This window comes from Acinetobacter sp. 'aerobic (ED)' (genome assembly GCF_904886855.1).
GTDB lineage: Bacteria > Pseudomonadota > Gammaproteobacteria > Pseudomonadales > Moraxellaceae > Acinetobacter > Acinetobacter courvalinii.
The window spans coordinates 115,881-142,164 of record NZ_CAJHGI010000008.1 but is presented as its reverse complement, the minus strand read 5'-3'; the positions used below and the strand labels follow the sequence as shown (position 1 = coordinate 142,164).

Genomic DNA, 26,284 nt, shown 5'->3' with positions numbered 1-26,284 from the left:
TGAAGTTCTCTTTTGCAGCACACATTCAAACGGCTCAATTAGATTTGTGATTGAATATAATTCTGCAAACCGATCAATTCAATTAAACGTAATTGCTTTTCTAACCAGTAGGTATGATCTTCTTCTGTATCAGAAAGCTGCTGACGCAACATATCACGGCTAATGTAATCGCCTTTATCTTCACACAGTTTAATACCCACTGCCAGTTTTTCACGGACATGGTATTCAAGTGCCAAATCCGCCTTTAAGCAGCTGACAACATCCGTACCGACATTAATGTCTTCACGGTTCATATTCGGTTGAGCACCAAGGAACAGAACACGACGAATAATGGCATCGGCATGAGATGCTTCTTCCTGCATTTCATGGTCAATACGCTCATAGATCTTGTTCAGGCCCCAATCTTCGTACATTCTTGAATGAATTAAATATTGATCACGAGCAGCCAATTCACCGCCAATGAGCATATTTAAATAGTCGATGACTTCTGGATTGCCACGCATAATACTTACTCCTATCGAATGACAATATTATGGCCAAGTTATAATGGAATTGCAAAAATAAAAGTGTGTAAGTTTATGATTTTTATAAAATTAAAATGAGAAACATACGCATTTACAGTTCTGGTTAGCCGAATTTATCTAAATAAAATAAGCCTTTGCATATCATTTATTGCTTTAAAAATGGATAATTCTATTGAAAATCATTTGTTTGATTTTTTGTAACGATTAGCAATGCTTCTTATTTCGCCGAAGTTTTGATCAAAAAAGCCTAAAAAATGACTGCCCAGCAGTTGTTTGTTTAAGCAAAATTCGGTAAATAACAGCAATCACAAAAACATAATGTGGAAACCACAATGGATAAAAGTAAACCGATTTTGGTCACTGGCGCGACGGGTTATATTGCAGGCTGGATTATTGAACGCCTGCTCAAGCAAGGTTATACGGTTCATGCCACAGTGCGTGATCCATCAAAGAAAAACAAGATCCAGCATCTCTATGATCTGGCAGAGCAATCTTCCGGGCACATCCAGTTTTTCAAAGCAGATTTGCTTGAATCAGGTTCATTTGATGAAGCGATGAAAGATTGCGAGATCGTGATTCATACCGCATCACCTTTCGTTGTCACCAATTATAAAGATGCCGTTAAAGATATCATTGAGCCTGCGGTGAAAGGCACAGAAAATGTTTTGAACAGTGTTAATCGCACTGAATCGGTTAAACGTGTCGTACTCACTTCAAGCATTGCCTCAACCTATGGCGATGCAGTTGAGATTCAAGACACTGCCAATAATGAATTTGATGAAAATCACTGGAACACCACCAGTAGCGAAACACATCAGCCTTATCCTTATTCCAAAGTCATGGCCGAACGCAAAGCCTGGGAAATGGTAGAACAGCAAGATCGTTGGGATCTGGTGTGCATTAACCCCGCTTTAGTGATGGGACCATCCCTCACCGATGCCAGCCAGTCAGGCAGTATTGAAGTGTTACAACAGTTTGGTAATGGTACCACCTTGTTTGGTGTACCACCGATGTGGAATGGCATTGTTGATGTCCGTGATGTGGCAGATGCCCATGTCGCCGCTGCATTGAATCCGGAAGCACACGGTCGTTATATCATTTGTGGTGGCACACTCAGCTTATTGGACATGGGCAAAGCACTTACTCAGAAGTTTGGCTATAAGTTTCCCTTCCCGCATTTTACTGTGCCAAAAACTGCCTTTGCTTTTGTCGCGCCAGTCCTCGGCCATTCACGTGAATTTGTAAAATTGAATATGGGCTATCCGATTTATTTTAATGCGCAACGCAGTGTCAAAGAGCTGGGCATTGAATATCGCGATGTGCGAGAAAGTGTCTGTGAACATTTCCAGCAATTGCTGGATGATGGCATTGTAAAAAAATATATTTAATACAAGAAAAAGGCGGCATTGATGCCGCCTTTTTATCAATTCGCACTGATTCAAAATTTAAATCAAGAATCTATGCTTCATACTGTTGCAAGAACTCTAAAAACTCTTGTTCATTCATTACCCGAATTTCCAGTTTCTGCGCTTTATCCAGCTTACTACCGGCTTTCTCACCCGCAACCACACATTTGGTTTTGCTAGACACACTGCCACTGACACGGGCACCTAAAGCTTGCAGCTTTTGTGTCGCCTCATCACGTCCCATGCTTTCCAGCGTTCCAGTCACCACCCAGCTCTCACCATTCAATGGTTGACGCGTTGGTGCACTCGGTGCATCCCAATGAATACCCGCAGCCATTAAACGATCCAGTACCTCAATGTTATGCGGTGCCTGAAAGAAATCAGCAATCCATTCTGCGGTAATATCCCCCACATCAGGCGTTTTCTTGAGTGCTTCAATATCTGCTGATTTCAGAGCCTCAAGCGTCTGAAAGGTATTCGCCAGCATACGCGCTGTGGTCTCACCCACCCCACGAATCCCCAAGGCATAAATAAAGCGTGCCAATGTAGTCTTCTTGCTGGCTTCAACCGCATCAATCAGGTTCTGAACCGATTTCTCACCCATTTTCTCGATGGTCAATAAGGTCGCGCGATGTTCATGTAAATGATAAATATCAGCCACATCTTTGAGCAAGTCGAGATGCAAAAGTGATTCCACCCAACGATCGCCTAAACCTTCAATATCCAGTGCTTTACGTGAAACAAAATGACGAATCGCTTCAATACGTTGCGCTGCACAATACAAACCACCCGAACAACGTGCCAAGGCCTCACCTTCCGGCATCACCACTGGTGAATCACAGACGGGACAATTTTCTGGAAGATGTACAACTTCTGCTTCAACAGGACGGAACTCCGCCCAGACTTTCTCGACCTTCGGAATCACATCACCAGTACGGTAGACACTGACGGTATCGCCAACGCGTACATCTAAACGATGAATTTCACCAATATTGTGTAAGGTCACATTCGATACCGTTACCCCACCCACAAAGACAGGTGCTAAACGTGCAACCGGTGTCAATGTTCCTGTACGTCCCACTTGCCAGTCAATATTTTCAACTTTGGTCAGTGCGGCCTGTGCAGGGAATTTATAAGCCGTGGCCCAACGCGGTTCACGACTCAAAAAGCCGAGTTGCTGCTGCTGTTTAAGGCTGTCCACCTTAATCACCATACCATCAATTTCAACCTTGAGGTCTGGGCGTTCTTGTTGAATCTGTTCATAGCGCTGTTGTACCTCTTCAATTGAAGCACACAAGAATTGACGTTCTGCAATTTCAAAACCAAATCGGGTTAACCAATGCAAACTGTCATGCATGGTCTCAAGTCCATGATTCGGTACACACTGCGCAATCCCATAGGCATAAAACGCCAATGGGCGTGAGGCTGCAATATTCGGATCAAGCTGTCTTAAGCTACCTGCTGCAGCATTACGTGGATTGGCAAAGGTTTTATCACCTTTGGCTTCCTGATCGGCATTGAGCTTTTCAAAGCCCTGCTTCGGCATCAATACTTCACCACGAACCTCAAGAAACTGTGGAATGGCCTGATGCTGACTTGATAGTACTTTTGGCAAGTTGCGAATGGTTTTAACATTCTGGGTAATGTCTTCACCAGTCTCGCCATCACCACGGGTCACACCACGAACCAGGACACCATTTTCGTACCACAGTGAAATTGCTAAACCATCCAGTTTCAGCTCTACTTCATACTGGACTTTCTGATTCGGTAAACGTTCATCAATACGGCGGGCAAAAGCAAACAGGTCTTCCTGATTAAACACATTACCCAATGACAGCATCGGTACTGCATGGGTAACACTTTCAAATTTCGATAAAGCTTGCCCCCCCACTTTATTGGTTGGGGTATCTGCCTGAATACAGTCTGGATATTGTTGTTCGAGTGCTTTCAGTTGATGAAATAAATGGTCATATTCACTATCTGAGATGGAAGGCTGATCCATCACATAGTAAGCATGATTATGTTTTGCAATCAGTTGAATCAACTGACGCATTTGCTCAATAACTGAGTTGTGTTCCATTTAAATTTCACCATATAAAAGGGCGGAAAAACCGCCCTATAATTTTTACTAAATTTAGTATATCGAACCTGAGTTAGACATGAAATATGATACTCAGAAATGTCATCTGCAACCTGCGTGGTTTAAGCAAAATAATGTTTTTGCAATAAAAGAATTTTGATGAAAGAAGTAAACAGGTTTTGCAGATGACAATGGTTTTGCTTACTTTTGCCGAAACAAAAGTAAGTCGAACCGAAGGTTATCCAGAAATAGGATGAGAACCCAACATGACTCCGTTAAGTTCTTTATTTTTAAAATTTAAAAATATGTTAATCAGTTTATGAAGAAACAACTAATTAAACTGCCGCCTGATTTGGACGGTAATCAATCACGTGATGACGCCAATGTTCTTTTAACTGCGGGGTAAATTCCAGATTATTTTCATCATAAACCTTACCATCCACTTCACGCGCAATTAAACCGGCAATACTGGTCATCATGTCATAACCCGTAACAGCTTTGCTATTGGGTAAAGCCAGGAAGAATGCAAGACCTTGCACCTGTTCGCCAGATAAGGTTTCCAGATCAAAACCCGCTGGGCCATTATCGGTCATACGCAATACCGAGAACATCAAGGCACTTGGTTCATCGGTATTTTCATAACGGTGGAAGCACGACATTTCACCGAAACGTAAACCGTATTTCAATAATACTTTGAGTGCTTTATCACCTGACAAGGCACGGCGCGGATTCGGATAAACATTCAGGGCAATGATCTGCTCTGCGGTGGCTAAAGCACTCTCATCGTCGTAGCGTTGCTGCTCATGTAAATGCACATCCAGAATATTACTTTCGCCATCGAACTCTTCAATGGCGACCGTTTCGATATTCGGATTCAAGCTCAGTTCTGCTTCGGTTTTATTTTCCTCAGCTTTCTCTGTAGTCTCTGCATTTTCAGGGACGACTGTTGTTTCTGCTTCAGCAGTCACGGTCTCATCTTTTTGAACAGTTTCAGTGTCTACAACTGCTTCAACAGCTTCTTCTTTAGCAACTTCTGCTGTTGAAACTACAGCTTCTGTTTTTTCTACAGTATTTGCAGTCTCACCTGTTGTTTGCACCGGCGCCTCTGCCGCAACCGCATCTGTATATAAGCTTGGTTCAACACGTTCAGTTGTGGTGACCACTTCGTCTGGTAAAACTTGATCTCGTACATGACGAGGAATAACAGGCTGCTGACTTTCAGGATTAATATATAAATCCGCTTCTAATGACGGCTCGACCGGTTTTGGTTTTCTAAACAGCATCATTAAACCAACGAGCATAATCACAACGGCGATAACAATGCCTATTATTGTATTCATTTCCATACTATGACTCCGCAACTAACCCGTATTCTTTTGCCTGCTCTAAATCGACAGTCACTAATTTTGATGTGCCTGGCTCTGGCATGGTCACTCCCAGTAAATCAGTTGCCATTGTCATCGCCAATTTATTATGTGTAATGTAAATGAATTGCACCTGTTCAGAAAGCTCTTTTACCAAATTACAATATCGCTGCACGTTAGCATCATCCAGAGGTGCATCAACTTCATCCAGGACACAGAATGGTGCAGGGTTTAATCTAAAGATCGCAAACACCAGCGCCAATGCGGTCAAGGTTTTTTCACCACCAGACAACAGCGCCAATGAACTATTGCGTTTACCAGGTGGACGCGCCATCAATTTCACCCCAGATTGCCAGTCATCTTCAAGGCTTAAGCTCGCTTCTCCGCCATTAAAGACTTTAGGAAAGAGGACTTGCATTTCCTGATTGACCTGATCAAAAGTGCTCATAAATAACTTACGGGTTTCCTGATCAATGCTTTTCATGGCATCTTTCAGTTGATCAACCGTATTTTGCAAATCCTGCATCTGGTGACTCAGTTCATCAAAACGCTGCGACACCTCCTCATATTCTTGTGAGGCTGCCAGATTGACCGCACCAATTTTTTCGAACTGCTGCTGGGCCTTTTCCAGTTTCTGCTGATGATCTTTGATTTCAATCGACAGATCGGATAAAGCGTCTGCATTCAACTCTTTCAGTTGTTCCAGATAGTGCTCACGATCCGATTTGGCTGCCTGCCAAGCCAAACGCTTTTGCTCTAACTGTTCACGCACCTGCTCATCTTTTTGCTGGGCTTGATGACGCTGTTCAGTCAATTGCTGCTGTTTCTCTTGAATCTGATTCAGTTCCAGTTGCCATTCATTCCAGTTTTTTTGCAATTTTTCGGTTTGCTGAAATTGCTGCTGAAATTGTGACTCTAAATTTGGCAACTCCAGCTGAATCGGATCAACAAATTTTTTCGCCTGCTCAATTTGTTCAATGATCTGATGATATTGCGTTTTCAAGAACGAAATATCTTTCTCTAACAGTTCAATTTGCTGATTGGCCTGAGAGGTCTGGCGACGCAGACTTTCACGTTGCTGTTGCTGCTGAAGCAGTTGTTGCTGTTGCTCATCCAGTTGCTCATTCAGGTTTTCCACCTGAAACTGCAAGGTTTTATAATTTGGCAATACTGCTTCGAGTTTGAGTGCAAGAGCATGCAAATCTATTTCCAGATCATCACGCTGCATCGCATCTTCTTCAAGCTGTAAATCCAGCTGTTTGAGCTGATCTGCCAATTGCTGTTGCTGCAACACAAAAGCCTGCGCGGTACTTTGCAATTTAGCAATTTGCACATCCAGCTGTTGCAACTCTTTCTGTTTTTGTTTCAGGCTGTGCTGTTGTTGCTGTAAGTGCTGTTGTTGCTGTTGCAAGGTTTGCTGCTGTTGAGAAAATTGCTGTTCCAGTTCAAGCAGCTTAGGCTGTTTCTGCGCAAGTTGCAGCGCTATTTCATCTAAACGCACCTGATGACTGAGCATACCTTGTGCGCTTTGGCTATCTTCATCGTAATGCAGACCAATCACCCAATCTGCACCGACATGATAACCATCCAGCGTTAAAATTGACTGCGTCTGTTGGAGCTGTGCTTGATGCGCTAAGGCAATTGCCAGATTTTCGGCCACAGCCACACTGGCCCAGAGTGAAGATTGCGGGGTTTCGATCCAGTCGCTTAAACAGTTCAAATGTTGAATTTGAATAGGTTGTTGCATCGCTGACTTTAACTGACGCGCTACACCGTCCTGAAATGACTGTTCATCCTCTAGTAAATGCGCTTGTAACCATTTGGCTAAGAACTTCTCAATGATACTGGCATGGCTTTTACCTTGCGCGGTTAAACGCAGGCTTTGCATCAAACGGAGCGTATCCTGCTGCTGTTTCGGACTTTGCTTTGCCACCAGTTGATTCAAATTCTTTTGTTCAGCCAGTAAAACCTGTATTTCGGTTTTAAGCGTTTGCACATCCGCCTTATCCAGCTGTTGTTGTTCTTGTTGTGCCTGTAAATTTTGCTGTAGTTCTTCAATGGCTGCTTCCAGCTCAACCATCTCTTGATGCAGTTGTTGCTGCAATTGCTCAAGCTGCTCCTGTTCTTCATCTTGAACCTGCGCACGGATCTGACCACTTTGCGATTGTAGTGTTTGCTTTTGCTGTTCAATTCGCAGCACATTTTTGGCAAGCTGCTCAATTTGTGCAGCCATCTGCAATTTTTGCTGTTGCTGTTTGTCAACCTGTGCTTTCAGTTGCTCAAACTGCTGCAATGCCTGCTTGTGCTGGGCCTGCACATCACTCACATTTTGTTCAGCCGTTTGTGTTTGCTGTTCTAATGCCAACAATGTTCCATTTTGCTCATCAAACTGGGCAGATAAAGTTTCGATCTGGAGTTCAGACAACTGTAAACGTTCTTTGGTCTGGACTTTTTGCTGCTCAAGCTGTACCAAGCTACTGCTATTCTGCTGGTACAGGCTCTGCTTCTGTTCCAGTGTCATTTTCAGCTCAGCCAGTTTTTTCTCGGCCTGTTGCCACTCCTGTTGCAACGGTGAGGACTGCTGAATCAGACGCTGGAATAAAGCACTGGTTGCTTCCAGATCATGTTCAATGGTCTGTGACTCGGAACGCACCAGCTTAAAATTTTCACCCAATGCCGTCATTTCAACGGTATATTCTTGCTGTAATTTTTGACTTTGATTGGCTTGAAAAGACAGGATTTCAATTTTTAAAGTACGGATCTGGCCTTCTAAGGTTTTGTATTGAATCGCAGCTTCAGCTTGACGCTTCAAACTTCTCAGCTGTGATTTCAGTTCTGCAGCAATGTCATCTAAACGCGCCAGATTCTGTTCAGTATGTTCTAAATGCTGCAAAGTCTCGCGACGACGCGCCTGATAACGAGATACGCCAGCCGCTTCTTCAATAAAGACCCGCATTTCTTCAGGCTTGGCATCCACCAGACGGTTGATCATTCCTTGCTCAATCACTGCATATGAGCGCGGTCCTAAACCGGTCCCCAAGAAAATATCGGTGATATCACGACGACGGCAACGTGTGCCATTCAAAAAGTATTCAGACTTGCCTTCACGCGTCACCTGACGACGGACGGCCAGCTCATTATAGGCGTTATATGCCCCACCCAATTTGCCATAGGTATTATCAAAACGAAGTTCGACACTGGCGACACCAACAGGTTTACGCTTGGCGGTCCCGGTAAAGATGACATCCTGCATGCTACCGCCACGCAATTGACGTGCGTTGGACTCGCCCATAACCCAGCGAATCGCATCAATGACATTGGATTTACCGCAACCGTTCGGCCCCACAACCGCAGTTCGGTTCGCCTTGAAATTTAATGTTGTACTATCGGCGAAAGATTTAAAGCCTGAAAGTTTTAAACTACTTAAACGCATACTGCCCTAACTAGCGGCGTGAGCGTCTAGCCCAGGCCAATTCAATCTGTTTCATACGTGTCAGAGATTCCAACACAAGGTTACGCAAGTGTCGACAAAAATCTTCCATAAATAAAGCGGCTTGTTGTGATTTTCGGATCAAAATAGCATCAATCACCAGCTTAAACAGGGTAAATGACTCTTGCAGCTCCCGACGCGAGGTATTCAGGGTGAGAAAATAGCTACGACGCAAGGACGGCAACAGTTCCTTATAAAATTGCATCAGGTATGGATTTGCCACCATTTCATGTTGTTCGGCTAAATATTTAAAAATCGCATCGTAAAATTTTTCAATGTCACCAGCGCGTACGAACTCCACCAATTGATCCAGTAAAGCTTGTAAATGCTCTGCTTCATTGACACGCCAGGTTTCGCTAATCCGTTGCACGATATGCCCGAGTACCATCACATTGGTATCAAACAACGCTTTGACCTGTTGTGCCGACATTTCCGAGACAATCGCACCACGTCGTGGAAAAATCTCGATTAAATAGGTACGTTCCAGTAATAACAATGCTTCACGGACAGAACCGCGACTGACATCCAGTTCTTTTGCAATGCGCAACTCTTGAATACGTTCGCCTTCAACCAGCTCGCCGCTAATAATTTGTTCACTAATATATTTTGCAATCTGTTCAGAAAGACTATCAGCCTCTTCGAGATTCATGAGCGCCTCACTATCTTTGTTATACGCATTGTCCAATGCTATTTACGCTTTTTTGTTTTAACTGATCTCACCCTATAAATTCTATATCATTGTCTGACAATTTTATTGCTTTTTAAGCCAATCGTCTTGAAAAAACACCGATCCATTCTCAAAATAGACTAAAAAATCATTTTTTCTCTGTTAAGTATCAAATATTTATCTTTTTGATGAGTCGTGAACCATTCATCTGATCCAGCATTAGTTTCATGAAATAAATCACAAAAAATATTATTTATATTAAATCAATCGCAATTTAATCATGGATGAATACCCACATAAGCGTGTTCATCCATTCTTGAAGTTCATAACCAAAGAGATAAATTAAAACCTACATCAGCCCTTTGTAGATGAAATAACACCCTACCACCACCAGTAAGCCGGCAAAGCATTTTTTCAACATGGCTGGCGATAAGCGATGAGCAACTTTGGCACCAAATTTCGCGGTGATAAAGCTCATGACGCTAATACCAAAAAAGGCGTATACATGGACATAACCAATGGTATTGGGAACGTCAATCTGCTCTTTGGCTCCAAACCACATAAAGCCCAGAGCACCCGCCACAGCAATCGGTAATCCACAAGCAGCAGAGGTTGCAACGGCTTTTTGCATCACCACCCCATGACGATTTAGATAAGGAACGGTTAAGCTGCCACCGCCAATGCCAAAGATCGCCGATGCCACACCAATGCCACCACCTGCAGCCAGCTGTAACGCTGCGGATGGCAAGTGTCGATTTGGATCAACCACAGCATGGGCCCCTTTAAACATCTTATAAGCCATCCAGACCGCAAATACGCCAATTACCAGTTGCAAATGCTGCCCTGACATCAAGTCGGCAATACCGGCGCCTAAGAATGAACCCGCTACCAGTCCCGGTGCCAGATTACGGAACACGGACCACAGCACCGCACCTTTCTTATGATGGGCTGTTACCGAACTGATTGAGGTCACAATAATGGTGGCTAATGATGTGCCCACTGCAATATGCATAATGACATTCGGGTCATAATTCATTTGCGTGAACACAATATATAAAATTGGCACAATAATTAGGCCACCGCCCACGCCAAACAGCCCCGCAGCAAATCCGGCAATTGCACCAATCAGCAAATATATGATTAACTCCATAAACACATGACCACGCTACTTGTAAAAATGATGGATGATTTCGCAACCCGCCAGCTTCAACAGTTATTGAACGCAAAAAATCAGTTTCCCGAAGTGGTCTTACTCAAGACCACCACGACATCAACCAATGATGATATGCGTGAGATTGCAGAAAAAGGGATTACTACAGGACTGGTGTGTAGTGCACAGCAGACACAAGGTCGTGGTCAACATCAACGACCATGGTCCTCTCCTGAAGGAAACATTTATTTAAGCACACTGATCCAGACCAAGACAGCACTCGACGGTCGTCTGGCATTGGAAATTGCGTTAAATATTCTACAGATGCCGAGCTTACACGGTCTTCACCTACAAGTGAAATGGCCCAACGATTTATATAGCCCTCAAGGCAAATGGGGTGGCATTCTGGTCGAACCGCTGTCGGCCCATCAAGCGATTATTGGGGTGGGTATCAACCTCACCACACCACCAGTAGAAAATCCAGACCAGCAAATTAGCTCATTACAAATGCTCGGTTTAGATCCGATTGACCGAATCGGCTTAATTGCCGAGCTCTACACAGCAATCCAGCAGGCTGCCCAGTGGTTTGAGCATGGCAGTTATAATCTGGCAGAGCGTTTTAACCACCATGCTATCTGGCTCAATCAGCAAGTTGAATTTGAACACACTCTAGGCAAGGTGCAAGGGCTATTCCAAGGGATTTCCAATGAAGGGGCGGTATTGATCAAGACCGATCAGACCCAGCAATTTTATCAAGGCCGTTTACGTCTCGCATCGATCTGAGGAAGTGAAAATTCTATGAAAAGTTTATGGCTTGATATTGGTAATACCCGCCTAAAATACTGGATTACGCAAAACGATCAGGTGCTTGAACATGCAGCCGAATTACACCTGCAATCCCCTGCTGATCTGTTGCTCGGTTTAATCCAGCATTTTCGTCATCAAAAGCTAACCCAGGTCGGTATTTCTTCAGTTCTGGACTCAGAGAATAATCAGCGGATTCAGATGATTCTGGATATTCTGGATATCCCGATCATCTTTGCCAAAGTGCATGCCGAGTATGCCGGCCTGAGATGCGGTTACGATGTGCCAAGCCAGCTCGGGATTGACCGTTGGCTGCAAGTATTGGCCGTGGCCAAAGCTGACGAAAACTTTTGTGTGATTGGTTGCGGGACAGCGCTGACCATCGATCTGGTGGAAGGATTACAGCATTTGGGCGGTTATATTCTGCCAAATTTATATCTGCAACGGGATTCACTGATCCAGAATACCAAAGGGATCAAAATTCCAGATTCAGCCTTCGATAATTTAAAACCGGGTCATAACACGGTCGATGCAGTCCATCACGGTATTCTGCTGGGTCTGATCAGTACCATTGAGCAAATCATGCAGCAATCCCCGAAAAAGTTGATCTTAACCGGTGGCGATGCCGCTTTGTTTGCCAAGTTCCTTGGTCATTATCAGCCTCAAGTTGAATCCGATTTACTGTTGCAAGGTTTAAAACACTATGCTCAGCTCAATTCAGCTTTGAGCAAGGTCTGAAGTGCCTGCAACAACTGTGGAAATTCCTTAAAACCATCTTCCGCACGGAAATGCCCTGCCTGAGTGACCTCAATCAGTTGGGCATTCAGCAGGTTTGAAAATTTAAAGGTCAATGGCACAGGAATCACGGGATCATTACTGGAAAAGAACACCAGTCTTCGCTGAATATTCGCCCTCAGCATGCCGCTCTCAAACTGGGCCTGCTGAATAAAAGTATTAAATTCTGGACGTTGAGCAATCGGGTCATTAAAACCCGCAATAAAAATCCCCGCCTTAATGCTCATGTGCTGCAATTTCTTAGCTAAAAATCTTGAGAGTGCCACACAGGACAGCCCATGTGCTACGATAATACTCCGCTCATTCAGTCCTTTTAATTGCGCTTCCAGACAGGTTTGCCAAATCTCGGCTTCAGGGTGACTGGCATCGGCAAGAAATACACGCTCGACGATCAGATCATCGCTTTTTAGTTGTTGTTCTAACCAAGCATACCAATGCTGGTCGGGATCGGCATGTTCACAATGCAGAATAAATACGCTATTTTTTGAATTATGTGACATATTTAACACTATTTTTCAATAAAAACATAAACTTAGGAATATATATTGCTCTTTTTTAATCACGCTTAACATTGCTATTTTGTATCAATTTTATACAACACCACTCACAACATGAGCATAAAAAAAAGGCGCATTACGCGCCTTTTCAGGAAGTCGATAGAACTTACTTTTTCTGGTCATTACTGCCAAATAAAGGGCCCATTCCACCACCACCGCCGAATTGTTTTTGCATATTGCCCAATGATTTCAGCATTTTGCTCATACCTGATGGATTCGCAAATTTCTTCATCATTTTCGCCATTTGTGCCTGTTGCTTGATCAGTTTATTCACTTCAGCAACGTCCATACCACAGCCTGCAGCAATACGTTTTTTACGACTTGGGTTAATCAGATCAGGATTACGACGTTCTTTGATCGTCATGGACTGAATGATGGCTTCCATACGCTTGACTTGCTTTTCAGGGTTGGCTTTTTCAATTGCGTCCTGAATACCCGCATTGCTCATGCCTGGTAATTTATCCAGGAAGCCCATCATGCCGCCCATTTTGCTCATTTGCTCAAACTGCATCAGCATATCTTCAAAGTTGAAGTTACCGCCTTTTTGCAGTTTTTTCGCCATTTTCTCGGCTTTTTCTTTGTCGATTTTGCGTTCAACTTCTTCGACCAAAGAAAGGACGTCACCCATCCCCAAGATACGTTGTGCAACACGATCCGGATGGAATGGCTCAAGCGCATCCAGTTTTTCACCAATACCCAAGAACTTGATTGGTTTACCGGTAATGGCACGAACCGAAAGTGCTGCACCACCGCGTGCATCACCATCGGTCTTGGTCAGAATCACACCTGTTAAAGCTAAAGCATCATTAAAGGCTTTGGCAGTATTGGCAGCATCCTGACCGGTCATTGCATCGACAACGAATAAAGTCTCGGTTGGTTTCACCGCCGCATGTAATTCTTTGATCTCGTCCATCATGTCTTCATCGACATGTAAACGACCTGCTGTATCGACAATCAGAACATCAGCAAACTGGATTTTAGCCTGTTCAATCGCACGATTGACAATATCAATCGGCTTTTCAGACGCTTCAGATGGAATAAAACCGACACCGACTTCATTCGATACTGTTTCTAACTGCTTGATCGCTGCTGGACGGTATACGTCGGCAGACACCGTCATCACTTTTTTCTTTTGGCGTTCTTTTAAGAAACGTGCCAATTTTGCAGCAGTCGTGGTTTTTCCCGCGCCCTGCAAACCGGCAAGTAGAACAACCACCGGTGGTTTTGCACTTAAATCTAATGTTTCATTAGCCTCACCCATCATCTTGGTGAGTTCATCATAGACAATCTTTACAAATGCCTGACCAGGAGAAAGCTGAGTCATGACTTCCTGACCGAGCGCTTCTTCCTTAACTTTCGCGATAAATTCACGAGTTACAGGTAACGCGACATCGGCTTCAAGAAGTGCCATACGTACTTCACGCAGGGTATCTTTAATATTGTCTTCGGTCAGCTGCCCTGAGCCAGTAACATTTCTTAAACTCTGTGTGAGTCGTTCTGTTAAGGTATCAAACATTGCGAAATCCGCTTAAAATGGCTAGTTGCAAAAAAATCTTTCTTAAAATAGAAAATTTATGCATAAGATGCTATAGGATACTGTAGTTCGAAGCGAATTTATATCTTATATGGCGAATATTATTCATCCTCCTAAAAAAGGTTTGACATGATCAGTCTCCCCTTGGTTTACACAATTTTGGCACTTATCGCCTATACCAGTTCATTTTGGTATTTGTTTATTCGATTGATGTCAAAACGTACTCCAAATCTTTGGTGTTATAGCCTGATGGTCGGTTTAGGACTGGTGCTACATGCGACCGTTCTTTCCCAGGACATGCTGACATCTATTGGGGTGAACTATGATGTATTCAACCTGATGTCCTTCACTTCCGGACTGATGTTGGCACTGAGCCTGATCCTGAGCCTGATTCGCCCGATCCTGCCTCTCAACCTGATTGGCACCCCTGTAGCTGCCTTTGGTTTAATTCTGGGCTTCGCATTTAGCCAACCCAATCAGGTGATTGAACAACATAGCTTTGGTCTGGACCTACATATCATTCTGTCGCTGGCGGCTTATGCCGTACTGCTGATGGCGACCATCCATGCGGTGCTTTTATGGTTTCAGGACCGTGAACTAAAAAAGAAACAAAAACGACGCATCTGGGTGAATTTACTTCCGCCCTTTCAGGTCATGGAATCTGTTTTATTTGATCTGATCATTACTGGATTTGGCCTACTCACTGCCGCATTATTGTTCGGTTTCTTTACCATTGATAACTTTTTTGCCCAACATCTCGCACATAAAACTGCATTTAGTATCATTTCATGGTTCTTATACGGCGCGTTATTGATCGGACATTACAAATTTGGCTGGCGTGGGCGCAAAGCAATTCGTTTTACCATTAGCGGCTTTGTCCTGCTTGCGATTGGTTTTATGGGAAGCAAATTTGTTTTAGAAATGATATTAGGACGTTAGTTTTTAGATTTTAATAAAAACTAGACAGCCTATCTGAAAATGCGTATAACGCTGTTTTCGCTTCGCTAGGTAAAAATCGTGAAACTTGTACTCGCTCCAATGGAAGGTCTGACTGATCCGATCATGCGTGATGTGCTCACCCATGTTGGCAGTTTTGATTGGTGCGTGACCGAGTTTATCCGTATTACCGATAGCATTCAGCCCGATCATATCTACTACAGCTTTTGTCCAGAACTCAAAAATGGCGGCAAGACTGCGGCTGGCACCCCGGTACATGTACAGTTTCTAGGTAACAATCCAGAGATGCTCGCGGCCAATGCAGCCAAAGTGGTTGAACTGGGTGCACCTGCAATTGACCTGAATTTTGGTTGTCCGGCCAAAACTGTAAACCGCCATCGTGGTGGTTCTGTATTACTGGATGAACCGGAAACCGTACACCTGCTGGTCAAAGCCGTTCGTGATGCCGTACCAGCACATATCCCAGTCTCAGCCAAAATGCGTTTGGGCTATCTTGATGAAAATCATACCTTAGACAATGCCCATGCCATTGAAGATGCAGGCGCTAGCTGGCTCACCGTACATGCACGTACAAAAGCGGATGGCTATACCCCGCCAGCCTACTGGGAAAAGATTCAACCGATTACCGAAGCATTAAAAATTAATGTTATTGCCAATGGTGAAATCTGGAACAATACCCATGCAAAAGCCTGTCTGGAACAGTCTCACTGCAAGGATTTAATGATTGGTCGCGGTGCGGTGACTACACCAGATTTAACCTTATGCATTCGTCAGGATATGGATCATGCGCTGCTGTCTTGGCAAGACTTGGTGGAACTGCAGCTACGCTTCTTGAGTGGTCAATACAAGACCGAAATTGGCATGGTCGGACGTTATAAGCAATGGTTAGGGATGATGACCAAGGCCTATCCTGAAGCCCAGCAACTGTGGGCACACGTGAAGAAGATCAAACAGCTTGAAGATATCCTTCAATATTTAAAACAGAGCTGAGGCTTGTACTTAAGATTTAAATAAAAAAAAGCGGCCTAAGCCGCTTTGGAAAACCCAAAAACACTTCATTACATGCCACTGACTTTCATTTTTAGATTTGTGATCGAAGCACCTGTCATGCCAATATTACCAATTGAAGCATTTGGTAAATTATTAAAAACTCCTGACTGTTGAGCTGCATTTGAACCTAACAGGACATTGTTTAGCTGTAAATCAAACTTGTCTGTTGTGCCGGCATTGCCAAAAATAAGCCCCCCCTTATCAGTCCCTTCAGGGCCATAAACGCCAGCATAAAAACCTTTAAGCCCAAAGGGATTACCATTATTTCCTGTCAATTTAAAATTAAAACTTGCGCCAACCGCCGGCGTTGCAGAGTTTCCTGGTGTTGCATAATCAGATACCAGCATGATATTACAACCATTTCCTGATCCACAAATGGACTCAATTGCTCCATCAAACATAATCATATGGCCTTGCGGTGCTGCACCCAGCTGGATATTCATACTCGGTTTATTCGCTGCAAAAACAATATCGATTCCTCCAACCCGCAACAGCTCTTTGACATCACTTTTCAGTAAAGTCCCTGCGGTAAAAATGGAGTTACGTGTATAGCTACTTCCATTTAAATTAGAAAGTGAACTTGATCCTGCGGTATAGATAGAGAAAGGTGAGATTCGAAGACCTGTAATACTATTATCAAAAGTTAAACCAATATTAGCAAAAGCGCCCTTTGCTGAAGCATTACCTTTATCGGTATCGATCGTTGCTTTTAAACCGAAAGTGGTCTCAGTACTACCATTCAATCCCGTTACTTTAACTGGACTGGCAACAGCTTGACCCGCTACGCCTGCAATTACCAGACCAGCACGTCCCGTATAGCCACCACTCGGTAGACCGTCATTATCAATGATTGCCAATTGATTAAACTGGACATTGGACTGTACGCCAATAGTCAAACCGTCTTGTCCAGTTGTTGCTGAAAGACTCTGATCATCCATCGGTTGCATCGCCATTGTTAATGGGCTTAACAATACTAATGACAAACACGCTAGTTTCTTGTTTTTATTCATTGTCCTCATCCATAGACAAATGTTTAAAATATATACTACAGCTTAACATAACCGACTCGCTACACAATCAATTTATCATTTGATAGATAAGTAGAAGCATCTACTGTTACGCCATCAAATATCTTAGTTTCGAGGCATGATTGAAAATTGACTGGTTAAGCGTCCACCCGTAATTGCCATTTCACCTAAACGCTGAGCCCCACCACTCGGCCCATAAAGGTTAATATCTCGAGTTCTAAAGACACCGTCAGTGGTACGATTCGGGTTAAAGGTCAGCCCGGCATTAAAGCTTGCTACCCCTTCTCCTGAACTATCTCGACTAATCTTAATGGCGTTATTAAACGCAATATCACCCTGAATATTATCTAGGCCTAAAGTTGAACCATCCACAGGATCACTAATTTGTATCGTGTTATTGCTTGCTGCATTTAATTTAAGATCCCCGACAATATTCAAGGCATTGCCTGTACCATCCGCTTTATATTCGTTATTTGGAATAAGAGACAGATTCATATCTCCTCCAATACGAAGTTTTAAACCAAATAGCACATCATTACTCAGTGCAAAGTTATTATTAGGTGATACACCACCTGTATAGGTTGCACCAGGTAAATAACCCGCAGCAACTTCTGCCGCCATCACGATGAGCATATCTTTAAGTGTTGCATTGAAACTGCCATTTTCAAGACCGAGGCTTCCCGTTCCTTTTAACAACATATCAATATTGCGCAAGCCCATGTAATAGTTTCGAGCACCGTCAATTACCAGAATAGAAGTGGTTTTATTTCCCAAAGCCTTATAGGCGCTATCTCGATCTACACCTGTGGTACTGAGACCCAATGAAAAACCTAATCTCGGTGTTTCACCACTGGTTCCAACACTACGCTTCACACCATTTTTGTCAAAATAGAATGCCTCATTGGCATTTACTTTTGTACCATACATGGCCATATTGGCATTCAGGTTATAAAAAGGTAATGCTAGCCCCCAGTTATTATCTGTATGATTGGTAATTGCTGCATATCCACTTTCAGGATTACTGGTTGCACTGTTGGTGAAACGTCCGCGTCGAGAAATTGCCTGAAACTCTGCGCCACGAATAGCCACAAGCAGACTATAAGGGTTTGTAGTTCCTGTTTGGGTATGCAGACTTTGTGTATAGTCCACATCTCGGGTTAAGAAACTGCCATTACCAAATTTAGAAGTCTGAAAAACATAGTTTGCTGGCAAATAGACTGAACGGGCATCCACCAGATTGAGATAGACATTACCCGTATCAAAGGAGCCTCGGGTGCCTAACTGTAAACCCGTTAAATTGCCGAATTCAAAACCATAGGTATTTAATCCTGCACCACCTATTTCTAAGGTTGTGGCCTTTCCATCAGTCCCCAACATCGAGTCATTATCTTTGGTAAATTCAGCCTTCATACGGAATGCGACACCCGTTTTCCCCATGATGGCATTTCCGCCAGTGGTGCTACCGAGGATATTGGTTCCCTCAGGATTGCCATAACTGCTTCCATAAGCAGGATTCGCGGCATTACTTGCATTAATACCACGCAACTGTAGAGAACCATTGATCATACGACCATTGGCTCCGACACGAATTAAACCTTTAGCCTTATTATCAGGACTGGCTTGCTGATTTAACGGTGTGTTGGTTGCATCCAGTGTATAAGGAGAAGCTGGATTTGCTTTTTTATTCAACAAAAACTCTAAATTTAATCCAGCATTGGTCGCTACGCCGCCATCTGCGTAGGTTCCAGCTGTAACATTGCCGGTATCTTTAACTCGGGTAAAATCGACATAACCATAATCAGTCGTCGGCGTCTGGGTCAATGAAGCATTTGCTGCATTTCCAGTAAGTAATGCATTATTGGTTTGTAGCTTGATTCCTTCAACAGAATCAACAAACATCACGCCCTTGCCTAAGAAGTTAAAATTCAGGTTTTTCAGGACGAGTTGATTTAACTCATTATTTGAGGTCTGCCCCAAATAAATATTGGCATTTTTAAGACCTAACTCTAAAGAGGCTTGACTGCTTTTACTAAAAAGCCCATCTGTCGTTTTAAACTTTAAATCTAATGGTGAAGTGGTCTGAATTGCTAAATTACCAATATCACTACTACATCTGTTGGTGTCACAAATCTGAAATGAATCAATGGTGATGAGAGATGGATTTGAGGAAAGTTCGATGTCCAATCCCGTTTTATTAGCATTGCTTCCTGTATTTAGCTTATAGGTTGTTCCAAGCGGATTGCCTAAAGCATTTTGCTGAATATTAAAATTGTTAGCGACTGCTTTTAAAGTAGTACCCGCCGCATCAGAACTGCCTCGGCCAGCATCATCTTGCCAAAAAAACTGGTCCACATGTATCTTGTCATAGGTGGTTTCAATATGGACACCATCTTGTCCATTCACACTACGTAGAGCACTATCATCCAAAGCTTGTAATGCATAAGCAGAATGACTAATGAAAAATATACTTGCAGCTAAGGTATTGAGTGCAAAACCTATATTCCGACTATTTTCATTATTTTTTTTCATCGCTTCAATCCTTTGAAATTTAGACCAGCTTAGCAACGCGGATGGCTTGCATCACAAGAAAACATCATGACATTTCCCTGAATCGCCAAATTACCATTCATTTTTAACCCCATAAATCCGGTTTCTTTATTACGGTCATACACGGAAGGATGATCAGCAGCGTATGTCGGTGCTTTTAAATAGCCATAACCGCTTGCTGGCGGTGTAGTCGGATTATTTCCTTCGACCAATTTTCCATTACTATCATAGTAACTGGTAAAATCATCTTGCTCGATGGCAAGCGCATTAAAACCAAAATTACGGATCAAAATTGGCTTGGTTGGGTCAAAGCTTAATTGCATTGCAGGTTTAGTTCTTGCAACTCCACCGTCATCGTTATAAATCAGGTCAACGCCATCTAGACCTAGCTTTTGCAGATCAATCGTGCCTTGTATGCCTTTAAAGACTAACCAGACTTTATTTGCCGGATTGGCTTGGGTCGGATCACTGACAGGCTGATTGCCATTTCGGACAAAACGTTTATTCACTGAAATCCCAAGATGACAAAAGGCCAAGTTTTCACACACGCCACCCAGACCATTATCAAACTCATATTTTCCAGTGGTACTGTTATAAATCTGGTTTAATGATAGCTTGAGGGATAAATCTGCTCCTGCCTGACCTTCAACAGCCTGTAAAGCTTCATTATCCAGACTCTGTAATTCGGCATGCGTTAACGTTGTGGCTAATACAAGAAGTAAAGTTGTAATTTTTTTCATCGCTCTACTCCTTTTACAGTCCAGTTGTCGTAATTTTAAGATGCTGAATCAAGACGCCATCAATTACAGCCGAACCCATATTATTGATTGGTGAACCAGATCTATAAGTATTGATATCTGCATTTGGTGTGGTTGTATACCAACGTCCACCTTCAAAACGGGCATCCGGTAATGCTCCTGCCGTTGGAACCACAAATTTTTGACTGCTATTTCCGGCATCTTGACGTATATAACCAGAATTTAAAACAGTTGGGTCATACAGTGCCGTACTATCAATATTGATCCAGTTTACACCGCTGGTAGAATCAAATCTCAGACCGTAATCTCTATTACTTCCTGTAGTACTACCGTTACTGTTACTGGTCCGGTATTGCCAACGATAACCACTACAGAACAAACCTGAGCAATCTACACTTGTTCGTTGCTGATTTTGTAGTTGATAAAAATAACGATCTCTTGAGACGGCGCCTGATTTTAAAGAACCAAAAGAAATACCCACCGCATCCTGTGTGTCAGTTCCCTTGAAAGCCTGAAGGGTTTTACCGCCATCATCACTATAAACAGTACCGATACCAATACTGCTATGTGTTGCATTTGAGCCTTGATAAGTTTTACCGCCCAAACTGATGTTACTGCCACATTGATAAACGTTACAGGTAGATCCTTTATAGCTTGTATCAGCACCTGTATAATCGGTATAGATCTTTTTATAAATACTTTCTTTATTTGGGATACGTGCAACTTCCAGACTAAAGTTCTTGCCATCTGAACCTAAAATTACAGGCTGATACAAATTACCTAATACAAGATTGGTATTCAGGTTATAGATAAAAATCCCTTCATTGGCATCAAAATTAGGCGCATTGCCACCTTGGATCGCAGGTGTTGATAAATTCGCTGTATCTGTTGTTTCTCTGGTACTTAGACGGAGTACGCGATCATTTAAACCTGTAGGTGCGGTCCAGTTACCTGTTGAAGTTATTTTAGTGGTCTGACTACGAATACGATATTCGGTCACACCGGCAGCACCAGGATCACTGGTTTGTCCCGGGCTATAACGAGGTGTCCAGATGTCCGTTCCGGATCCACAGGCTGTACAAGTTTCACCCGCATTTAGTGCAGGCAGAGTATCTGTCTTTGTGGAGGTAGGTGTATTTATAACCATACCCGCTTTTAAATTGGCACCATCCCCGCTATTGAAACGAAAAACCCCTGCCAGACCTAATGTGTTGTTATAAAAAGGGCTTAAGCCTCCCGTGCTTCCTGCACCATTCAAAGTCTGGAATATTTTTAAATTACTGCCATTTAAACTAAAACCATTCCATATCCCTTGTAAACGCAGCCGATTTGCACGGGTAGGATCAATACTGGTACCAACTAAGCCAACATTATTTCCATATTGAAACTGATCCGCTGCGCCATCAGCCTTATTGGGATTACGTACAAATGCATCAGCCCATAGTCCAAGTTTTAAGTTATAAGCATTTACACCGACTGGATCTGCCCCTGTTTTAATAACCGTGGGAGCACCGACACCTGTCGTATTATCATTATAATATTCATACAAAGGCGCTTCTAAAGCCATGTAGGTGATTTGTCCAGTATCGGTATTCGGCGTACTTCCATCTGGTGTAAAGGTAGGAACATTGGCTTCCGACTGAACTTTTACAATCCATGGGTTACTCGTTGAACCCCAGCTACTAATTGCATTAATTGCTGTACCCGCAGTATTCAAACCCACCCGTTCATTATTATTGCTTGTACGACCTGGATTTGAGGCAGAGAGCGCCAATCCGTATAAAAATAAATCTGCTTTACCGACTGCACGGTCTCCCGCATCTACACCACCACTTTTATTAGTATCTGTTGCAGCAAGTGATAATGGTCCAACTGGAACATAGTTAATATAGCCGGTATCTAATTGCCGATTCAGTAAATCTGCCCCTGTCGTGGTATTTTTTTCTCCCTGAAAAATCATATAGGTGTTTTGTGGGAGTAATGCGATCCCTTCACCTGTGGTTTGGCTTAAACCTTCATCTGAGAGTTCTTGTAACGCAAAAGTAGATTGACTGATACATAGTCCAATAAAACTTGCTAAAACAGTCTTTTGAAATGAATCCATATGGAGTATAGCCATCTTGACCTTCCTAATCACCCGATGCTCCGCACCTACGTTATATTTTTTCTTTCATCCTTCTGAGTGATTTTAAAAACTGCTTCCTAGCATCACTCAAGCTATAGACGAATCATGTCTATCTCATCACAATTTATTATGCCGAATAATTACACAAATGCAAAACAAACTGGCTAAATGTTACATTTTTCCGATGAGTGCATAAAGCAAAAGCAGCCGAAGCTGCTTAATTCATTATTCGTATTAAACTAGCAGAACTTTAAAGTTCCATAACAATTCGGTGTGAATTTTTGAGTCGCTAACTCCAAATTCGTCAAGGCCATTTGTGGACGAGTTGCATTGATTAAATCTACTGTACCAACTGGAATAGCACTACCAAGCAAACAATTCTCTGCAATAATTCCGCCACATTTGACAGGCGTATCATACAAGAAATCACTTACTTGCTTAAACGCTTCATTTAATGTGGCTTTAGGAATATCTACCGCCAGCGTAGGCTGAATAAATCCAATATCGATCGGATTGGTAAACTCAAGCCACCAGCCATTTTGAGAAATAGAGGTGTTCTTGGTCCATTGGATATTCTGTGACTGTAAAGACAATGAGGCAGCTGTACCATTGAGGTTGGCTTTGTGGAAATAACCTAGATCTTCATTAATCGCCACATCGACGGTCAAGTTTTTGATGAGACCACTCGCATCTTTATTATCTAGATTAATGATTCCTGCTGCTTTTGCACTCAGTTTACCGCTCAGGTCAATGTCACGGACCTTGGCCGTAGCAGTCAGATTGGCACTGGTAATACGTTTACCAGTAATCGGTTGCTGCCCTAAAATCAAATCTCCTTTTAAGATATTACTCCCTGTCGCTTTATCTCTTAAATTAAGCGCATAAGCCGTTGTCGTAAAACCAATCGGAATACCTAAAACACAGCAAGCCCTCCCCGTAATCGCATTATAACCATCTGACTGGTTTAACGTGCCTTTCGCGGCCTCGCCTGCGACTAGGCTTGTTCCAAACCCGTTTACATTGGCAATACCTGTTGTTGCGGCAATCTGCATATATCCGCTCAATGAGTTAATCCCACTTTTAGCCGGACCATTTTCCAGACCAAAAGTAATCAGACCTAAGGCCTTTTCTGCACTTAGATTCAACCCGACAATTTGACGTGTCGATGCTTTATCTGGATTCTTGATCGCAAACTCGATAAATGGATTGGTTAAAACCGCCGAAGAACCTGCCCGGGCAGCTCTGTCGCCAGCACTGTCCGTATTGGAAGTTGCAGAGTTACCCAGTCCACTTAAACTCAGGTAATCAATATCAATATCACAACCGCCAGGTCCATTACTCCCGCCACAACCCAATTGAAGCTTTTTAATATTGACGTTCAGTTCCATTTCAGCTTCTAAACCAAGTTTATAAAAGCCAATGGTATTATCTCCACCAAAACGCTTTGCTTCCTGATTGGCCGAATCAGTGGGTGCCACATAAGACAAACTCATCAATGCCTGTCCTGTTGTTGCAGACATTTCACTATCCGTCATACTTTGCAACGTATGCGGAACTGCATAAGTCACATTGCAACACCAACTCATTACCCCTAGAAAAAATATAGATGAATATCTATTTTTCATTATAGAAATCCCTTTAAGTTCTAAAACTTAGATGAAGTCATGATCACCACAAGTTTTATTAATAGGTATAATCGACAGATCTACCTTTCCCCTCGAGCAATATAAATCAATCTATTGTTAAATAATAAGTAACTTCCGATGAAACTCTCCAATATTTAAGTTTTGGGTTATCAACGGATCTATCTATTTTTATTATTTTTTTCTTTAGACCAACACGTAGAATATACGTGCGATAAATCATTAGACCAATAAAAAGCAGCCGAAGCTGCTTAATGTTTTCAGGTTAAATTAGCAAAATTTTAAAGTACCATAACAGTTTGGGGTAAATTTTTGAGTCGCTAGCTCTAAATTCGTTAGGGCCATTTGTGGTCGGGTTGCATTGATTAAATTCACCGTCCCTGTTGGGATCGTATCACCAAAAAGACAATTCAATACCCCAAATGTTCCACAATTAATCGGATGATCGGTCAAATATTGAGATACTTGTGAAAATGCTTCATTAAGTGTTGCTTTAGGAATATCAACATTCAATGTAGGTTGAATAAACCCAATATCGATTGGATTACTAAACTCGAGCCACCAGCCATTTTGCGAAACAGATTTGTTATTGGTCCACTGGATATTCTGTGACTGTAAAGAAAGTGACGCCGCTGTACCATTTAGATTCGCCTTGTGGAAATAACCTAAATCTTCACTGATTGCAACATCTACAATAAGATTTTGAATCGTACCAGTGACCTGTCTATCCAAATTCAATCCAATTGCCTTCGCTACAATGTTTCCGCTTAAATCAATATCACGGACTGCGGCTGTAGCAGTTAAATTGGCACTGGTAATCCGCTTTCCAGTAATCGGTTGTTGGCCCAAGACCAAGTCACCTTTTAAAATATTACTTCCTGTGGCTTTATCCCGAAGGTTGAGCGCATAAGATGAGGTTTCAAAGTTGATTGTAGGAACACAGAGAGCGGGAAGACTACATACCTTACCTGTAATCGGATTATAGCCGTCGGATTGATTCAAGGTACCTTTGGCCGCTTCTCCTGAGACCAGACTTGTTCCAAATCCATTTACATTGGCCAGACCAGTCGTAGCCGCAATTTCCATATAACCACTGAGTGAGTTAATACCTGTCTTAGTGGGGCCATTCTCAAGACCAAAGGTAATTAAACCCAAAGCCTTCTCGGCACTTAAATTTAGTCCAACAATTTGACGGGTTGAAGCTTTATCTGGATTCTTGACTGCAAATTCAATGAATGGATTGGTTAAAACCGCTGATGAGCCAGCACGTGCTGCGCGATCAGCCGCACTATCGGTATTAGAGGTTTCAGAATTACCTAAACCACTCAGACTGAGGTAATCAATATCGATATCACAGCCACCTGCTCCATTGGTACCACCACAACCTAACTGAAGCTTTTTAATATTGACGTTCAACTCCATTTCAGCTTCCAGTCCCAACTTATAGAAACCGATGGTTTTGTCTCCCCCAAAACGTTGTGCTTCCTTATTAGCCAAATCAGTAGGAGCAATATACGACAGGCTCATCAATGCCTGACCTGTGGTTGCAGACAGTTCCGTATCCGTCATACTTTTCAACGTACTGGTTGTCGCATAAGCAGGATGAACAAAAACTCCGATCATCCCCAAAAAGATTGTAGATAATCCTTTCTTTTTCATTATAAAAATCCTTTTTTTTGATTCTAAATCTTAGCTCTAAACAATTTTCCGCCCTAAAATTAAGGGACAGAAAAATTAGTAAGCTAATAATTACTTTTATAACTACACCTACTATAACCCTGAAAAGTGTTAAATAATATACAATA

At 42.7% G+C, this 26,284-nt stretch carries 19 protein-coding genes; 5 read left to right on the top strand and 14 right to left on the bottom strand.

What is annotated here, in order from left to right; translation table 11 throughout:
* Window positions 1-38 precede the first annotated feature (38 nt).
* Window positions 39-503: a heteropolymeric bacterioferritin subunit Ftn gene (gene ftn, locus JO943_RS15640; RefSeq protein WP_009516307.1), complete on the bottom strand. Its 465-nt coding sequence runs from the start codon at window positions 501-503 to the stop codon at window positions 39-41.
* A 353-nt stretch (window positions 504-856) separates the two neighbouring features.
* On the opposite strand from ftn, the gene JO943_RS15635 reads away from it, so the two are divergent.
* Window positions 857-1,912 carry an SDR family oxidoreductase gene (locus JO943_RS15635; RefSeq protein ID WP_202741262.1) on the top strand — a complete coding sequence of 352 codons (1,056 nt, stop codon included), beginning with the start codon at window positions 857-859 and terminating at the stop codon, window positions 1,910-1,912.
* A 70-nt stretch (window positions 1,913-1,982) separates the two neighbouring features.
* Here the strand turns inward: JO943_RS15635 and ligA are convergent, their stop codons facing one another.
* The 5 genes from ligA to JO943_RS15610 all read right to left on the bottom strand — a co-directional run bounded on the left by ligA (window position 1,983) and on the right by JO943_RS15610 (window position 10,681).
* Window positions 1,983-4,010, bottom strand: a complete 2,028-nt coding sequence (gene ligA, locus JO943_RS15630) for an NAD-dependent DNA ligase LigA (RefSeq protein WP_202741261.1) — start codon at window positions 4,008-4,010, stop codon at window positions 1,983-1,985.
* A gap of 335 nt (window positions 4,011-4,345) precedes the next feature.
* Window positions 4,346-5,356: a cell division protein ZipA C-terminal FtsZ-binding domain-containing protein gene (locus tag JO943_RS15625; protein ID WP_202741260.1), complete on the bottom strand. Its 1,011-nt coding sequence runs from the start codon at window positions 5,354-5,356 to the stop codon at window positions 4,346-4,348.
* Window position 5,357: 1 nt separating this feature from the next.
* On the bottom strand, window positions 5,358-8,807 hold the full coding sequence (smc, locus tag JO943_RS15620; RefSeq protein WP_199974395.1) for a chromosome segregation protein SMC: 3,450 nt from the start codon (window positions 8,805-8,807) through the stop codon (window positions 5,358-5,360).
* A 10-nt stretch (window positions 8,808-8,817) separates the two neighbouring features.
* A complete protein-coding gene (locus JO943_RS15615) occupies window positions 8,818-9,513 on the bottom strand; it encodes a GntR family transcriptional regulator (protein ID WP_004770835.1) in 696 nt (231 codons plus the stop codon).
* Window positions 9,514-9,880: 367 nt separating this feature from the next.
* Entirely contained in the window at window positions 9,881-10,681 is an 801-nt protein-coding gene (locus JO943_RS15610; RefSeq protein WP_032874784.1) for a sulfite exporter TauE/SafE family protein, read from the bottom strand.
* Between the two features lie 6 nt (window positions 10,682-10,687).
* Here JO943_RS15610 and JO943_RS15605 point away from each other — a divergent pair, with 6 nt between their 5' ends.
* The gene (locus JO943_RS15605) at window positions 10,688-11,464 is read left to right on the top strand and encodes a biotin--[acetyl-CoA-carboxylase] ligase (protein ID WP_202741259.1); all 777 of its coding nucleotides are present in this window, start codon (window positions 10,688-10,690) and stop codon (window positions 11,462-11,464) included.
* A gap of 15 nt (window positions 11,465-11,479) precedes the next feature.
* Complete coding sequence (locus tag JO943_RS15600; protein ID WP_202741258.1) at window positions 11,480-12,223, top strand: pantothenate kinase; 744 nt, start codon at window positions 11,480-11,482, stop codon at window positions 12,221-12,223.
* Here the strand turns inward: JO943_RS15600 and JO943_RS15595 are convergent.
* Both JO943_RS15595 and ffh read right to left on the bottom strand, forming a co-directional pair.
* A complete protein-coding gene (locus JO943_RS15595; RefSeq protein WP_202741257.1) occupies window positions 12,193-12,780 on the bottom strand; it encodes an RBBP9/YdeN family alpha/beta hydrolase in 588 nt (195 codons plus the stop codon). The two genes, JO943_RS15600 and JO943_RS15595, sit on opposite strands and share 31 nt — an antisense overlap.
* Before the next feature lie 163 nt (window positions 12,781-12,943).
* Window positions 12,944-14,353 (bottom strand): signal recognition particle protein, encoded by a 1,410-nt coding sequence (gene ffh / locus JO943_RS15590; protein ID WP_004770827.1) that lies wholly within the window; start codon window positions 14,351-14,353, stop codon window positions 12,944-12,946.
* Window positions 14,354-14,500: 147 nt separating this feature from the next.
* Here ffh and JO943_RS15585 point away from each other — a divergent pair, with 147 nt between their 5' ends.
* Together JO943_RS15585 and JO943_RS15580 are read left to right on the top strand one after the other, a co-directional pair.
* Window positions 14,501-15,310 (top strand): inner membrane protein YpjD, encoded by an 810-nt coding sequence (locus tag JO943_RS15585; RefSeq protein WP_032874794.1) that lies wholly within the window; start codon window positions 14,501-14,503, stop codon window positions 15,308-15,310.
* A gap of 78 nt (window positions 15,311-15,388) precedes the next feature.
* Window positions 15,389-16,318, top strand: a complete 930-nt coding sequence (locus tag JO943_RS15580) for a tRNA dihydrouridine synthase (protein WP_202741256.1) — start codon at window positions 15,389-15,391, stop codon at window positions 16,316-16,318.
* A gap of 68 nt (window positions 16,319-16,386) precedes the next feature.
* Here JO943_RS15580 and JO943_RS15575 read toward each other — a convergent pair whose 3' ends face one another.
* From JO943_RS15575 to JO943_RS15550, 6 genes are all read right to left on the bottom strand, one after another.
* The gene (locus JO943_RS15575; protein ID WP_150955274.1) at window positions 16,387-17,388 is read right to left on the bottom strand and encodes a DUF6160 family protein; all 1,002 of its coding nucleotides are present in this window, start codon (window positions 17,386-17,388) and stop codon (window positions 16,387-16,389) included.
* Window positions 17,389-17,511: 123 nt separating this feature from the next.
* Window positions 17,512-19,935 (bottom strand): DUF6160 family protein, encoded by a 2,424-nt coding sequence (locus JO943_RS15570; RefSeq protein WP_202741255.1) that lies wholly within the window; start codon window positions 19,933-19,935, stop codon window positions 17,512-17,514.
* Window positions 19,936-19,964: 29 nt separating this feature from the next.
* Window positions 19,965-20,693 (bottom strand): DUF6160 family protein, encoded by a 729-nt coding sequence (locus tag JO943_RS15565; protein ID WP_199949680.1) that lies wholly within the window; start codon window positions 20,691-20,693, stop codon window positions 19,965-19,967.
* Window positions 20,694-20,706: 13 nt separating this feature from the next.
* Window positions 20,707-22,830: a hypothetical protein gene (locus JO943_RS15560; RefSeq protein ID WP_202741254.1), complete on the bottom strand. Its 2,124-nt coding sequence runs from the start codon at window positions 22,828-22,830 to the stop codon at window positions 20,707-20,709.
* A 245-nt stretch (window positions 22,831-23,075) separates the two neighbouring features.
* Window positions 23,076-24,422: a DUF1667 domain-containing protein gene (locus JO943_RS15555; RefSeq protein WP_227554527.1), complete on the bottom strand. Its 1,347-nt coding sequence runs from the start codon at window positions 24,420-24,422 to the stop codon at window positions 23,076-23,078.
* Between the two features lie 327 nt (window positions 24,423-24,749).
* Window positions 24,750-26,138, bottom strand: coding sequence for a hypothetical protein (locus tag JO943_RS15550; protein ID WP_202741253.1), 1,389 nt, complete (start codon window positions 26,136-26,138; stop codon window positions 24,750-24,752).
* Between the last annotated feature and the right edge of the window lie 146 nt (window positions 26,139-26,284).

Excerpts from the sequence above, each read along its gene's own strand:
- ftn (WP_009516307.1), bottom strand. The coding sequence starts at position 503 with ATGCGTGGCAATCCAGAAGTCATCGACTATTTAAATATGCTCATTGGC.
- JO943_RS15635 (WP_202741262.1), top strand. The coding sequence starts at position 857 with ATGGATAAAAGTAAACCGATTTTGGTCACTGGCGCGACGGGTTATATT.
- ligA (WP_202741261.1), bottom strand. The coding sequence starts at position 4,010 with ATGGAACACAACTCAGTTATTGAGCAAATGCGTCAGTTGATTCAACTG.
- JO943_RS15625 (WP_202741260.1), bottom strand. The coding sequence starts at position 5,356 with ATGGAAATGAATACAATAATAGGCATTGTTATCGCCGTTGTGATTATG.
- smc (WP_199974395.1), bottom strand. The coding sequence starts at position 8,807 with ATGCGTTTAAGTAGTTTAAAACTTTCAGGCTTTAAATCTTTCGCCGAT.
- JO943_RS15615 (WP_004770835.1), bottom strand. The coding sequence starts at position 9,513 with ATGAATCTCGAAGAGGCTGATAGTCTTTCTGAACAGATTGCAAAATAT.
- JO943_RS15610 (WP_032874784.1), bottom strand. The coding sequence starts at position 10,681 with ATGGAGTTAATCATATATTTGCTGATTGGTGCAATTGCCGGATTTGCT.
- JO943_RS15605 (WP_202741259.1), top strand. The coding sequence starts at position 10,688 with ATGACCACGCTACTTGTAAAAATGATGGATGATTTCGCAACCCGCCAG.
- JO943_RS15600 (WP_202741258.1), top strand. The coding sequence starts at position 11,480 with ATGAAAAGTTTATGGCTTGATATTGGTAATACCCGCCTAAAATACTGG.
- JO943_RS15595 (WP_202741257.1), bottom strand. The coding sequence starts at position 12,780 with ATGTCACATAATTCAAAAAATAGCGTATTTATTCTGCATTGTGAACAT.
- ffh (WP_004770827.1), bottom strand. The coding sequence starts at position 14,353 with ATGTTTGATACCTTAACAGAACGACTCACACAGAGTTTAAGAAATGTT.
- JO943_RS15585 (WP_032874794.1), top strand. The coding sequence starts at position 14,501 with ATGATCAGTCTCCCCTTGGTTTACACAATTTTGGCACTTATCGCCTAT.
- JO943_RS15575 (WP_150955274.1), bottom strand. The coding sequence starts at position 17,388 with ATGAATAAAAACAAGAAACTAGCGTGTTTGTCATTAGTATTGTTAAGC.
- JO943_RS15570 (WP_202741255.1), bottom strand. The coding sequence starts at position 19,935 with ATGAAAAAAAATAATGAAAATAGTCGGAATATAGGTTTTGCACTCAAT.
- JO943_RS15565 (WP_199949680.1), bottom strand. The coding sequence starts at position 20,693 with ATGAAAAAAATTACAACTTTACTTCTTGTATTAGCCACAACGTTAACG.
- JO943_RS15560 (WP_202741254.1), bottom strand. The coding sequence starts at position 22,830 with ATGGCTATACTCCATATGGATTCATTTCAAAAGACTGTTTTAGCAAGT.
- JO943_RS15555 (WP_227554527.1), bottom strand. The coding sequence starts at position 24,422 with ATGAGTTGGTGTTGCAATGTGACTTATGCAGTTCCGCATACGTTGCAA.
- JO943_RS15550 (WP_202741253.1), bottom strand. The coding sequence starts at position 26,138 with ATGAAAAAGAAAGGATTATCTACAATCTTTTTGGGGATGATCGGAGTT.